Origin of the sequence: Holospora undulata HU1, from assembly GCF_000388175.3 — a bacterium.
Lineage (GTDB): Bacteria > Pseudomonadota > Alphaproteobacteria > Holosporales > Holosporaceae > Holospora > Holospora undulata_A.
In genome coordinates this window covers 1-13545 of record NZ_ARPM03000142.1, presented here as the reverse complement: position 1 = coordinate 13545, position 13545 = coordinate 1, and the positions used below count along the sequence as shown (strand labels likewise).

Annotated in this window: 14 protein-coding genes and 1 tRNA gene; 13 read left to right on the top strand and 2 right to left on the bottom strand. The window is 36.5% G+C overall.

Features of this window, described 5'->3' with window-relative positions:
• Positions 1-387: 387 nt before the first annotated feature.
• Positions 388-1755, top strand: coding sequence for a hypothetical protein (locus tag K737_RS03935; protein ID WP_152531084.1), 1368 nt, complete (start codon positions 388-390; stop codon positions 1753-1755).
• 221 nt (positions 1756-1976) lie between these two features.
• On the opposite strand, the gene K737_RS09495 is transcribed toward K737_RS03935, so the two are convergent.
• Positions 1977-2279: a hypothetical protein gene (locus K737_RS09495; RefSeq protein ID WP_152531083.1), complete on the bottom strand. Its 303-nt coding sequence runs from the start codon at positions 2277-2279 to the stop codon at positions 1977-1979.
• 247 nt (positions 2280-2526) lie between these two features.
• Here K737_RS09495 and K737_RS09490 point away from each other — a divergent pair, with 247 nt between their 5' ends.
• The 12 genes from K737_RS09490 to K737_RS03880 all read left to right on the top strand — a co-directional run bounded on the left by K737_RS09490 (position 2527) and on the right by K737_RS03880 (position 13117).
• Positions 2527-2820, top strand: a complete 294-nt coding sequence (locus tag K737_RS09490) for a hypothetical protein (protein ID WP_152531082.1) — start codon at positions 2527-2529, stop codon at positions 2818-2820.
• A 153-nt stretch (positions 2821-2973) separates the two neighbouring features.
• Entirely contained in the window at positions 2974-4326 is a 1353-nt protein-coding gene (gene serS / locus K737_RS03925; protein ID WP_200863610.1) for a serine--tRNA ligase, read from the top strand.
• Positions 4327-4330: 4 nt separating this feature from the next.
• Positions 4331-5314 carry a LysM peptidoglycan-binding domain-containing M23 family metallopeptidase gene (locus K737_RS03920; protein WP_024161444.1) on the top strand — a complete coding sequence of 328 codons (984 nt, stop codon included), beginning with the start codon at positions 4331-4333 and terminating at the stop codon, positions 5312-5314.
• A 3-nt stretch (positions 5315-5317) separates the two neighbouring features.
• Positions 5318-6208: a DMT family transporter gene (locus K737_RS03915; RefSeq protein WP_006296938.1), complete on the top strand. Its 891-nt coding sequence runs from the start codon at positions 5318-5320 to the stop codon at positions 6206-6208.
• 116 nt (positions 6209-6324) lie between these two features.
• Complete coding sequence (gene rpsD, locus K737_RS03910) at positions 6325-6936, top strand: 30S ribosomal protein S4 (protein WP_006296939.1); 612 nt, start codon at positions 6325-6327, stop codon at positions 6934-6936.
• Between the two features lie 221 nt (positions 6937-7157).
• Positions 7158-7242 (top strand) — tRNA-Leu (locus tag K737_RS03905).
• Between the two features lie 130 nt (positions 7243-7372).
• Positions 7373-8572: a DNA-processing protein DprA gene (gene dprA / locus K737_RS03900; protein ID WP_162531192.1), complete on the top strand. Its 1200-nt coding sequence runs from the start codon at positions 7373-7375 to the stop codon at positions 8570-8572.
• Positions 8550-11207, top strand: coding sequence for a type I DNA topoisomerase (gene topA / locus K737_RS03895; protein WP_023492033.1), 2658 nt, complete (start codon positions 8550-8552; stop codon positions 11205-11207). The genes dprA and topA overlap by 23 nt, the downstream gene beginning before the upstream one ends.
• Before the next feature lie 78 nt (positions 11208-11285).
• The gene (locus tag K737_RS03890) at positions 11286-11756 is read left to right on the top strand and encodes an RpiB/LacA/LacB family sugar-phosphate isomerase (RefSeq protein WP_006304064.1); all 471 of its coding nucleotides are present in this window, start codon (positions 11286-11288) and stop codon (positions 11754-11756) included.
• A 19-nt stretch (positions 11757-11775) separates the two neighbouring features.
• Positions 11776-12450 (top strand): ribulose-phosphate 3-epimerase, encoded by a 675-nt coding sequence (locus tag K737_RS03885; RefSeq protein WP_006304066.1) that lies wholly within the window; start codon positions 11776-11778, stop codon positions 12448-12450.
• Positions 12451-12617: 167 nt separating this feature from the next.
• Positions 12618-12755, top strand: coding sequence for a hypothetical protein (locus K737_RS10080; protein WP_024161443.1), 138 nt, complete (start codon positions 12618-12620; stop codon positions 12753-12755).
• 50 nt (positions 12756-12805) lie between these two features.
• A complete protein-coding gene (locus tag K737_RS03880) occupies positions 12806-13117 on the top strand; it encodes a winged helix-turn-helix domain-containing protein (protein ID WP_006304068.1) in 312 nt (103 codons plus the stop codon).
• 196 nt (positions 13118-13313) lie between these two features.
• On the opposite strand, the gene K737_RS12035 is transcribed toward K737_RS03880, so the two are convergent.
• Positions 13314-13532, bottom strand: a complete 219-nt coding sequence (locus tag K737_RS12035; RefSeq protein ID WP_407636452.1) for a transposase — start codon at positions 13530-13532, stop codon at positions 13314-13316.
• Positions 13533-13545: the final 13 nt, after the last annotated feature.

Sequence of the window (13545 nt, the reverse complement as noted above, 5' to 3'; positions counted from 1 at the left end):
CGAGCGCTTATACCTCAACGCTTAATGTCTTCTTCCATTTTAGAACCGTCTTGACGTTTAGGGTATGGCGTTTTGCAAGCGTTGGTGCGCTCTATTTAGATTCTTGTAGTTCTTTTCTGGTTCTTGGCTGTGTCTTGGCATTTGCATGCAATAATTATTTCCCGTAAATTTGTCTCCTTGAGTTCTTTATAGATTGCACCATAAGAGTTAGGAACTAAAAAGCTAATCTATAGCGCACAAAAATTAGATAAAACTATTAAAAAAACTTACTACTAGAGTAAAATTAGATAATTTTACGACAATTTTATTTTTATTCTGTACAATTTAGAATACTCAACCTAACACATTAGTAAAGTTATGAAACTACCTATTTTAAATATTTTTTTTATGAGCATTGTGTTTATAGAAGACTCTTTTGCAAACGGATCAGGCCAAGACATAGCAGAAGAATCTACCCTTCCAAATTTTGGACCAAACAAAAGGGCAATACCCGAAAGTGAAAAATTTAAATTTTTTATATTAGAGTTAAGAAGATGTTTAAGAATTTTAGTTCAAAGTGATGATCTAAACGCTCTTCAAAAAAATTTTTTTAAACTTCTACAAGAAAGAAGCGATCTTTTAAATCTATTTTTAAACTTTTCTAAAAAAAATAAAAAAAATTTTCTTAGAACTCTAGAGGTCTTAAAAAGCAAATCAATCTATGATCCTAACTACTATGATCCTCAATTTTTTAAGATCATAGGCTTAAGTAAAGACGATTTCGATTACATTATGGACATTCTTCAACCTTCTGCCTTTTTCATATCTCGTAGCGCAGTACAAAACGCAATGCCATTAGTTTGGCACCACTTACAAACTGCTTTTATGCACCACCTACACCACAATATGAGTAACCTCACGGCGATAGGAGCAAAGCCAAAAATCTCAGAATCATCAGAATATAACTTTTCAGATTCTGGGCAAAACAAAAAGTTTGGAAACTTTATATCAGAGTTACGAAACAATTTAAATTTTTTATTTACAAGTAAAAACTTATATGAGCTTAACCAAACGTTTTTGGCGCTGATACAACAAAAAAGAGATTTGTTTAATCAGTTTTCTAAATTTTCTAAAAAAAATCAAAAAAATCTTATTAGAACTCTAGAGGTATTAAAAACCAACCAAACTACAGATTTTGAGGTTTTTAGAAGCATAGGATTAGATAAAGACGATTTCGATTACATTGCAAACCTTCTTCACCCTTTTAGCTTTATAGTAAAAAGTGCGGAAGTAAAGAAAGCAATTCCATTCATTTGGAAGAACTTACAAGTTGCTTTTTTGCAATATTTACAATACATAGGCCCCATAGACCTATCAAAATATGACTTTTCAGATTTTGGACAAAACGAAAAGTTTAGACATTTTATATTAGATTTAAAAAGCTGTTTAAAAACTGTATTTTTAAGTCCAAGTGTACACGATCTTCAGAAAATATTTTATGCGCTAACACAACAAAGAAAAGATTTGTTTTATAATTTTTCTAGACTTCCTAAAAGAAATCAAAAAAATCTTCTTAGAACTTTAGAGGTATTAAAAACCGAAAAAACCGCAGATCTTGATTTTTTTCATAGCATAGGATTAGAGAAAAACAATTTCGATTACATTGTAGATATTATTGATCCCTTAAGTTTTCCAGTACAAGATCACGCAGTACAGAAAGCAACCCCATTTATTTGGAAGAACTTGCAAGAAGCTTTTTTGAAATACTACCAATAAATATCTTTCAACATTCAAAAAAATAAAACAAATTAAAGGATTAGTACACCAAAAAAAATCCAAAAACTATAAAAACCAATAAAAAAATTTCTCTGAGCGTGAACTTTGGTTAATTTTTATAAAAGTTTTTCCAAACTCTGCGCTCGTATTGCTTTTTTATGTACGTGCACAAAAAAATGATTACTCTAGAACACAATAGAATTGTTTGTCACAATCTACAACTACGATAAATCTAATTCGTTAAAATCATAATTCATCAGTAAATAGTATATAGTTTTAGTAGGGTGTCTATCAACACAAAACTGCATAAAAATAAATTTTTTAACTTTTACTTCAATAGGTTGTTTACTTTTGTTTATTTTTTTAATATCATTAGCAACTGTTGTTTCTAGCACATAAAAATGTATGGCTAAATTTAAATCTTTTTGTAATTTTTTTTTAGTAAATATTGTTTGTTTAGGACAGATTTTTGCAACGCCCCACTCTTTAGAAAGCAAAGAACCCAAATCAAAATCTTTTTGCAAGTCAAAAAATTTAACTTCTAAGAAGAGAAAAAAAGGGAAGCTTCCTTCCAGCTTATCGAAAAATTTAAAAAACTGTAAAGCAGATTTGAAAAAATCGAAGGTATCCCTTTCAAATTTTCCGCAAGAAATTAAATCTTTTCCAAAGCATGTCCAGAAAAGGACGCAAAAGAAAAATAAAAAATCAGAGCAAAAATTTAATTTAGGAGATTTTTATCAATCTTCTTTTAAAGATATTTTGAAGTTTTTTTTGAACTCTCCATCAGAAGAAGTTTTTGAAAGCCCATTAAAAACCAGCCCAACAAAAAAATTATCTCAGGAATTTTCTATACTTTCTTGCAGAGACCGATCAAAAGTCGTTAGAATTTTGAAAATTTTAAAGGATTCTGGTTCAAATTTTGATCTAGAATCTAGTTGTCGCCCCTCAGAAAGAAAAGATTTCAAAACTATCATTGAAAAAACAGATTTTATGAATATAAGTGGATATCAAGAAATGATTCCGCGCGCATGGTCTGCCTTACATGATATGCTTAAATCTCAATAATTTTGGTAAAATTTCGTAAATAATAATTTCGGATTAGATTTCAAAAAAGTCTAATCTTTTATTTTATTTTTAAAGTATGTTAGACGTTTTTTTAATGATGGTACCATTCCATTTTTTAGAATACCTAATCTTTAGAGAAGAAGTGTCCGTTGCTTGCACTTCTTTGTAATTTCTAGTAAAATAGACTTGAAAATTTTTGCGATACGTGTCGTGTTAGATATCAAATGGATTCGCACTAATCCAGATCTTTTTGATCAAGGATTGAATCATCGTGGGTTAGAGTCGCAAAGTGCCCAGGTTTTGCAGCTGGATAGTGCTTATCGTAAAGCTTTAAGTTTGTTTCAAGAAATGCGGGGAAAACGCAATAGTATTGCAAAGGAAATTGCGCAAAGAAAAAAAGAAGGAGAAGATGTACAAAATTTAGTTAAAGAATCTAGCGTCTTGTCTGAAGAAGAAGTCGTTTTAGAGCGACAAGCTCAAGGACTTTTTGAGCAGCTAACCGCGTTATTGGAATCTTTTCCTAATATGTTAGATCAAAGGGTTCCTTATGGAAAAAGCCAAGATGAAAATGTAATTTTGAAACACTGGGGGGCTCCCAGAGATTTTACAGAGTTTCCCGCTCAAGATCATGAATCGTTAGGAATGAACTTGGGAATGGATTTTTTGCAGGCTGCACGGATGAGCGGAACGCGATTTGTTATCTTAGCAAAGGAATTGGCTCAATTAGAGCGCGCGCTGTCTCATTGGATGTTAGACATGAACATAAAGCGTCTTGGATGTTTAGAAGTTCATACTCCTTGCTTAGTAAAAGAGGAAGCAGTATTTGGTGCAGGACAATTGCCAAAACTTTCTCAAGATTTATTTAAGACTGTCGATGGACGATACCTTATTGCTACCGGCGAAGTAACCTTATTAAATTTGGTACGAGAAACAATTTTGGAATCCAAAGATCTTCCTTTAAAATTTACCGCCTATACTCCGTGTTTTCGTTCAGAGGCCGGAGCAGCAGGAAAAGATACAAAAGGTATGATACGAATGCATCAATTTGAAAAAGTAGAGCTCTTAGGAATCTGTTCCCCTCAAGACTCACAAGATCTTCACCTTGCGTTTCTTGAGCAAGAAGAGTTTTTGATGCAATCGCTGGAACTTCCTTATCGTGTTGTGGCACTATGCAGCGCCGATATAGGATGGACATCTATGCGCACTTACGATATTGAAGTTTGGCTTCCTGGACAATCTTGTTATAGGGAAATTTCTAGCTGCTCTAATTGTGGAACCTATCAGTCCCGAAGAACAGACACACGGTACCGCGATGCTGATGGTCAATTAGATTACCCCTACACGTTAAATGGATCAGCACTTCCTACGGGGCGCACTTTAGTAGCTATTCTTGAAAATTATCAAAATGTTGACGGTTCTGTTACAATTCCTGAAGTCTTGCGCCCTTATATGGGGGGGAAAGATCGCTTGAATCCTTGTGGGTGCCATCCTGTTTACTCTTTATGAAAAAATGATGAAAAAAATTTTTCGCGCAATTTTCTTTGCTTCAATAATTTTAGCAGGGTGCACCCCCCCTCCCACTACGCCTGTTGTACTAAAACCAGGGCAAATTTACGTCTCTAGCAGTGACACTATTTATAGTATTGCAAAATGTCATGATATTTCTGTACGAGAGCTTGTAGAAACGAATGGTTTAACCCCCCCCTATATTTTAGAAGAAGGACAGGTTTTGACGCTGCCTTCTAAATCTGAAGCACAAGATTCTTCTGTTCCAGTGGATGACTTAGACAGTGCCAGTGGGGATCCCATAGCGTTGGCTGAGGAAACATGGAAAGATGTTCCCTTGAATACTTCAGAAGACATTGAAAGTGAAGTAGAAGTTATTCCTTCCCCTACCCTTCCGGCTCCTGAATCGTTACAGGAAAATATTTCACAAAAAGACGCCCCCGAGAAATCTTCTGCTCCTTCTAGAAAAGCCTCTTTTGAAAACAAACTCGCCAAACCTTCTGAAGAAGTTGTATCGCCTGTGATGGGAAAAAAATCCTCTGATCATTCATCCCCCCCCCCTTCCTTAGAAAAAAAGACAAAAGTTTTAAAAAATTCTAACAAAAAAGGAAACATTTCTAAAACGGGAGAATTCAAACCCCCCGTACAAAATGACCTTAAGTGCGTTCTAGATAAACAAACTGCAGTATTCCACACGTCACCTAAAGACCCTGTTGTTGCCTGCAAAGATGGCGTTGTTGTATATGCAGGAAAATGCGATCAATTTCATAAAGACCCTGCTTTGGCAAACAAATCTTTTGTTTTTGTTTCTCACACCGATGCAAAAGGAGAAAAATGGAGCAGCGTTTACCTAGGAATAATGCCTGTCGTGAAAAAAGATCAAGCAGTAAAACAAGGAGAAGTCCTTGGAAAATGCCAAGGAGGAGTCTTGCGTTTCCAATTAAGAAAAAATCGTATTCCTGTCAATCCTAAACGTTACTTAAAATAAAGAATGGTGTTGTTCAAGTGGGCTGAAAAAGATCAGATTCGAAGCTCTTTCTTTCTTCTATTGTGGAGTTTGAGTTTTTCTTTAGCTATGCTGATGACAAAATCTCTTTCAAAAACAGTCCCACAAATATCGTTAATGTTGATAAGGTCCGGATTTGGATTAATAGTTATGCTTCCTTTCTGGTACCCTTTCTCCCCGTGGAACGTTTTTTGCACTCCAAACGTAAGGCTTTTAATACTGCGAGGTGTTTTTCAGACTCTTGCCATGGCATTGGGGTATGCGGGGTATCGTTACCTTCCAGGAGAAACCGCTGCTTTTTTAGGAACCAGTGGTCCTTTTTTTGTTTTACTTTTAGCGCGAGTGTTTTTAAAAGAAACTTTAGACTTTCCCCATTGGATTGCCATAATTTCAGCTTATATTGGAGTAATATTTGTATTAAATCCCTTTGCTTTAACGCTTTCTTTTTATACTTTTCTTCCTGTTTTTGCTAATATCTGCATGGCTTTTTCCATCATTGTAACGCGAAAGCTTATCGTAACAAAAGAAAATGAAAAACGTATTTTATTTTCTAATTCTTTTTTTCCTTTAATATTTTTTAGTTTTGCTTCCCTTTATTTTAATCTTTCATGGAACTGCGACGCATTTACCCTTTGCTATATAGCTGGTATCGGCGCTCTTGGAGCTTTATCGGCGGTATCACACTTTTACGCACTTCGAAATAGCTCTTCTGCTTTTGTTGCAATTTTTGATTATTTTCGATTAACAATTTTTTTAATTCTGAATTATTTCATATACTCAGAACCCATGAATCTTAATGCAAGACTTGGAGGGGGAATCATTGTCGTTTCCACTTTTTTGTATACAATACTGAAACAAAAGAAAAGCAACAAATAGATTCTATTTTCTCCCAACTTTTTAGGAGCTTTTCTTGCCTTTTTTAGGGTGGGACTTGACAATCAGAATTAAATCAAGGCAAAGTATAAAGAGGTTTTTTTAGTTTTTGGTGATTCGTGACGAAAATTGTTAATTCTAAACACAAAGCAGAAAGACGATACGGTATTTTTTGGGAAGGAATTCGATCTTCTGCTTCTGTGCGTGCTTATCCGGCAGGGCAGCATGGCGCTAAAGTTTTTGGAAAAAGTACGGTATACGGCCAGCAAATGAAAGTAAAACAGCGACTAAAAAAGCATTATGGTCGCATATCAGAAAAACAGTTTTATCGAACCTATCTTCAAGCAACTTCTGTAAAGGGGGATACGGGTTCTGTTTTTTTGCAATTTTTAGAGCAACGTTTGGGAACGTGTGTGTATCGTTTGAAATTTTCACCTACGATTTTTTCCGCTTGTCAGCTTGTAAGTCACGGACATGTGTTCGTAAATGGTGCGCGCGTTAATGTTGGATCTTATCGCGTTAAAGTTGGAGACGTGATCTCTCTAGATCCTTCTATGCATTCAAATTCTGTAGTACAAAGGGGGCAAAGTTCTGCTCGCCGGATTCCAGAATACTTTAAATTAGAGGAAAGTAATTTTTCTGCTGTTTTGTCTTATGCTCCAGACCCATCACAGATTCCCTACCCTTTTGATCATCAAGTTAGCTCTGTCATTGAGTTTTACGCACGCTGATGTATTAAAATAAAAAAAACAATAAATCAGTTTTGCCGACAGAGTGTTGTCGGCATTTTTTTTGGAGAAGATAAGGTATCAGAAAAAAATTTAAAGTACGCTTTAAAGCCAGAAGTGCAAAATTTTTACCACTAAAATCTTAATTTTTTACTGTGACCTAAAGAATAGTCTTTTTCTAGTCTTGCATATAACATTTTTTTTTCTTATACTCAAAAAAGCATGCCCAGGTGGCGGAATAGGTAGACGCGCTAGGTTCAGGTCCTAGTAAAGGTTACTTTAGTGGAAGTTCGAGTCTTCTCTTGGGCACGTTTATTGATGAGAACATTTTTAGTCCACTAAAAATTTCAAGCATATTGAAAATATTTTCGGTTTTTCCTATTGCACTAAGATGAGCTTTGTTTTACCATGAGTATAAATTTTTTGTTTTGTTTTCATGGTGTACGCTTCTTCTAAACGTCTTGAACTTCCTGTGGCTTTAGATGCGGAAAAAAAGTTGTCTTATTTGCGCTTAGCGCGTTCAGAGAATATTGGTCCTATTGGTTTTTTTCATCTTATTGAAAAATTCAAGCATCCAGAAAACGCTTTATCTCGGTTGAAAGCTCAGCCTATTTACAAAGGGCGAATTTGCTCTGCAGATGAAGCTCAAAAAGAGATTGATTTGCATCATGCCAATCGATATCATCTGATTTCTTATTTTGAACCAGAGTATCCAGAATATCTGCGGCAGTTAAAAGATCCTCCTATATTTTTAAGTGTGTGTGGAAGGATAGAGCTTTTAAAAAGCAGTTGTTTTGCTGTGGTTGGCGCCAGAAACGCTTCTCAAAGCGCTCACACCTGGATACAGCAGCATATTCCTTTTTTGAAGTCTTCTTCACAAACTATCACATCAGGACTGGCACGAGGTGTGGACACATGGGCGCACGAAGCTGCGTTGAATGCGGATATGCCCACCATTGCAGTCATTGCAGGGGGGCTAGGAAACATCTATCCTTTGGAAAATAAAACTCTCTATCATCGCATAGCAGAACAAGGAGCAGTTATCTCAGAAGATCCTTTGCATTTGTCTCCTCAAGCGCAGCTATTTCCTAAAAGAAATCGTATTATTTCCGGGCTTTCCTGGGGAATTTTAATCATTGAGGCTGGCATTAAGTCAGGCGCCCTACTTAGTGCAAAATATGCACTAGATCAGAATCGCTGTATTTTTGTTTTACCAGGGCACCCTCTTGATTCTCGATCTCACGGAGGGAACAAGCTTATTAAAGAAGGAGCATGCTTAGTAGAAACTGCTTCAGACATAAAAAAAGAATTTCCTAAAAGCATTCCTCGTATGTCATTTTGTGCTAAAGAAGAGGAAGAAACTGATTATCTTCTTTCCTGCAGTAACACGTCTTCATTTCTTGGCATAGAAAGCCAAACTTCAGAACATTCAGACGTGTTACGTTTATTACTTGAGCGCATAAGCACAGTTCCCACTTCTATCGAAACTCTTAGAAAAGAATTGAAGGTTTCTTCTATTTGTCTACAAAATATGCTGGTTGAATTAGAGTTACAAGGATACATCGAACGATATCCAGGAGACGCGGTCGTTGCTGTTCCTCAAGAAGGAGGCAGCTGTGTCGAAGCTCATTGTAGTTGAGTCCCCTAAAAAGGCAAAAAATATTGCTCAATATTTTCCAGGAGACATCGTGCTGGCAAGCGGGGGGCATGTAAGGGCACTTCCCACAAAAATCAGTGCTGTTCGTCCAGAAGAATCTTTCGCTTTGACATGGCAGCTGGTGGAAAAAACGGAAAAAAATCTAAAATCTATAAAAGACGCGGTGCAAAAGGTAGATACTCTGGTTTTGGCCACAGACTTAGATCGAGAAGGAGAAGCCATCGCGTGGCATATTTTAGAGTATTTGAAGGAAGAAAATGCGCTTCCAGAACGAGTGGTTGTTCAGCGCGTTGTTTTTAATGCGGTAACAAAAGAAAGTGTTTTAAAGGCACTTAAAAATTACAAAAATATTAATCAAGATCTTGTAGATGCGCAAATTGCGCGCTCAGCATTGGATTTAATGGCAGGTCTTGGTCTGTCTTCCATGTTATGGAGAAAAGTTCCAGGAAGTCGTTCTGCAGGACGTGTCCAATCTGCCGCTTTACGAATTGTTGCAGAAAGAGAGAGTGCCATTATAGGATTTAAGCCTCAAGAATATTGGTCTATTCATGGGAAATTTTTGTGTCATTCCCCTGAATACACGTTGGAAGCTCAATTGGTTCAATTCAACAAAGAAAAACTAGATAAATTTTCTATTAGTGATGAAACATGTGCGCAAGCTTGGGCTGAAATTTTGCGTGGAGTTCCTTATCATATCAGTTCAATTGAGAAAAAAAATGTTCAACGCTCTCCGTATCCTCCATTTATTACCTCTTCTCTTCAGCAAGATGCTTCTAGCGCTTTAGGGTTTTCCCCAGCAAAAACCATGCAGTTGGCACAAAGATTGTATGAAGGCATTCATGTTCATGGAGAAATTTTAGGGTTAATTACCTATATGCGAACAGACAGTGTATTTTTGGTTCCAGAATTTATCGACCAAGCCAGAGCTTATATCCATAAAAAATGGGGAAAAGAGTATGTTCCAACAAAATCAAGAGAATACAAAGCAAAAAAACATTCTCAAGAAGCTCATGAAGCGATACGTCCTACAGATCTAAAATGGGAGCCAAGTCTTATTCAGCCATTTTGTCAAGAGTACATGGACGAATGGAAGCTTTACACCTTAATTTGGAAGCGCACTTTGGCCAGCCAAATGGAAAATGCTACATATCAACAAACTAGAGTTATGATTGAAAATCAAGATCAATCGGCAGCGTTTAAAACAACTGGATCCATTCTTCAGTTCCCCGGATTTTTGTTAGCGTACCAAAAAGAAGAACAAGAACCCAATAAAGAAGACGACAGAGATCGGGTTTTACCAGCTTTTTTGCAAGAAGGACAAAATTTAGAAATTAGTGATGTTTCTTGCGCTCAACATATGACTCAACCCCCAGCACGCTTTACAGAGGCCTCTCTTGTAAAGGAATTAGAAGATTTGGGAATTGGGCGTCCAAGCACTTATGCTCGTATTTTACAAGTTCTTCAAGATAGAGGGTATGTGCGAAAAGAAAAAAAGCGTCTCATTCCTGAAGAACTTGGAATGCTGGTGTGTGCTTTTTTAAAAAACTTTTTTTCAAGGTATGTAGATTATGATTTCACTTCGAATTTAGAAAATCAGCTAGACAGTATATCAACTGGAGAATTAGCCTGGAGAACGCTTTTAGAAGAATTTTGGGGCCCTTTTTCTCAAGCCTTAGAACAAGTCAAGTCTGTCAGCGTATCAGATGTGTTAGAGCATGTAGAAAATCAGATTCTTGATCTATACCTTCCTAATCGAGAATGCCCAAAATGTAAAGAAGGAAGATTAGAGCTTCGGTTAGGAAAGGCAGGGCCTTTTACTGGGTGTTCTTGCTACCCTGAGTGCACATATTTATCTGGCCTTCAAAAAGAAGACTCACAAAGTCAAGGAGACCTTGGAGAACACCCTGTTAGCGGAAATCGCATAGAAAAAAAACAAGGTCCCTATGGAGGGTATGTTCTTTGCGGAGATAAGCGTGTTTCCAGTGACTCTTTTTGCAGCTTTGAATCTTTGGATCTAGATAAAGCGTTATGGTTATTAAATTTACCAAAATCTTTGGGGGCTCACCCCGATGGAGGAGAAATCGTTCTAAATATCGGAAGATTTGGTCCCTATCTCCATTACAATGGAGCATTTTTTTCTTTAAAGCAAAAAGAAGAAGCACTTATGGAGTTTTCTTTAGAAGCAGCGCTGGAACGTATTCAACAAAAGAAACAAAGATCTAAAACTAGTTTTTCCAAAGCTTTACCTAAGAAAATCAGTAAAGCCGTGAAAGAAGATGCTACACTAAAAAAGGCTAGCAAAACCGTAAAAGACAACACCTTACCTAAGAAAGTCAGCAAAACCGTAAAAGACAACACCTTACCTAAGAAAGTCAGCAAAACCGTAAAAGACAACACCTTACCTAAGAAAGTCAGCAAAACCGTAAAGGACAACTCCTTACCTAAGAAAGTCAGCAAAACCGTAAAGGACAACTCCTTACCTAAGAAAGTCAGCAAAACCGTAAAGGACAACACCTTACCTAAGAAAGTCAGCAAAACCGTAAAAGACAACACCTTACCTAAGAAAGTCAGCAAAACCGTAAAGGACAACTCCTTACCTAAGCCAGCAGAACAGTGAGGAAAAAATCAAAAGATAAAGCCCCTCTTGCCTCCAATATCTTCTTAAGGAATTTTACAATGGAAACAAAGTTTTTAGATGAAAAAAAAAAATTTTAATGTATGTTTTGGGTTCGACCATGCAGGAAAAGATTTATCCTTTTTTCTAATGGAAAAACTTTTGGATAAAGGAAATATAGTCCTTTGTCCTCAACGTACCTGTATGGAGGAAGATCCCTCTATTCCCATTCTTTATCCCGCTGTGGTTCCTCTTGTGGTTCAAGAAGTATTAAAGAAAGAGACTTGGGGAGTTTTGGTGTGTGGAAGTGGGATTGGAATGAGTATTGCCGCCAATCGATATTTAGGAATTCGCGCAGCACTTTGTAAAGATACGTCAGATGCTGTGTTGGCCCGCCAGCATAATAACGCGAATATTTTAGTTTTGGCAGGAAGAACTTTGCATCCTGATTCAGCATTACACTGTCTATTAGAATTTTTATTCACGGATTTTTCTTATGGGCGCCACAGCAAAAGGGTAGAAATGTTAGACCATATGCCTTTTATCGGATAAACTTAATGGATCAATTCTAATGAGTCAATTTTTCAAACCTTTTGGTGATTGGCGAGTATATGCCTCTGTTTTATCTGCAGATTTTCTGTATCTTGGGGAAAATCTCAAAAAGGTATCTCCTTACGTAGACGGAATGCACTGGGATATTATGGACGGACACTATGTTCCAAATCTTACGTTGGGGCCTTTTGTTATTGAAAAAGCCAGGGCTCTTCTTCCAAATCTTTGGTTTGATGTGCATATCATGGCAACTCCCAGCGAAGACATTATAAAACTTTTTATCGATTTACCGATTCAAAGTCTGGCTTTTCACCCCAAAACTGTTAAAAATCCTTTAACACTTATTCATGACCTGCATCGCAAAAGAATTCAAGCTGGATTTGCAATAAATTTAGAAGATGATCTTTCTGTTTGGCCTTTGCGGTGGCTAAACACGATAGATTATTTTCTTGTTATGGCGGTAAAACCTGGGTTTGGAGGTCAAAAATTCAACTCTAAAGCACTTCAAAAAATCTCTTTTCTTCGACGCAACGCTGTTCATGCCGATATTCTGGTAGACGGAGGAATAGTTTCAGAAACTGCAAAACTTAGCCAAAATGCTGGAGCTTGTGGAGTAATTTCTGGTCAATTTATTTTTCATAAAACGCTTTACGAAGAAAGAGGAAAAATATTAAAAAATTTAAAAGCTGAATAAAAATAAATTTTAGCAAAAACTAAATAAAATGATTTTAATTAATAATTTTATGACATATTCATTAGATTTTTGACCTAGAATGTTAAAAATCAAAAAGGAAGGAGAACTCTACTCATGCTAAATGAAATAGTTTAAAAGTTTAATTTTATGTGTTAATAATTTTTCTTATGCAAAGATTTTTGAAAGAAGAAGATCGTGTTGCGTTAAGAACGCAGAATCTGCAAGAAAAGAACCTACGCGTAGCAAATAGGATTAAGGCTGTTTTGTTATCTGACAAGGGGGGGGAGCTATCGTCAAATTGCTAAAGCTCTTCTGATTGAAGATCGTAGAGAAGTATAAGGAAGATCAAAAGTTAATGGTGTCAAACGGGGGATATGTAAGCAAGCTGAATACTTCACAAACAGCAGAACTTATCGCACATTTGGAAAGCCACCACGTATATAAAAGTATAGTGAAGTATAGTGTATGTTCGCTTGTGTTCTTGAGGCAAGGCAAGACGTCGTGGCTGCGCGCCCATAATTTTTCATTTAAAAAGCCAGCAGCACGCCCCGCAAAGGAAGATTCAGGCAAGCGGGAAGCGTTTATTCATTATTATCGAGACGGTGACGGTACCGTACGAAAAGTCTTTTTTTTTAGCTATAGCCTAATCTTTTTAACCAGTAACTGAGTGTACCCCAAATTCTTTAGCAGCTTTTTTCAAGGTCATATCTTGGGTTTCTTTGACTTACTTTTCAAGCTTTTCTAAGTCAATCTTTTTTTCTGATCCACCAAACGTCTCTTAGGAAAATAACTGCCTTCTTGTTTGTATTTTCTATGCCAATTTTCTATGCCACCTTTTTTATCTTTTTTTCCCCCATCTATACCTATTTTTTCTGAGACTCCTGTGGTTTTAACACTTTGTGAATAATGCTATAGCTGGGATTCTCACTCCTTTCATACTTAATGCGGCTTGTCTTAACAAGTTCATGCATCACTTTTTCCCATACACCCTTAATCCTACATCGTCTATAAAACGAATGTACCATCGAATATGGTGGAAAATCTTTTGGTAGCATGCGCCATTGACAACCGCTCTTGATTATATAAACTACTGCA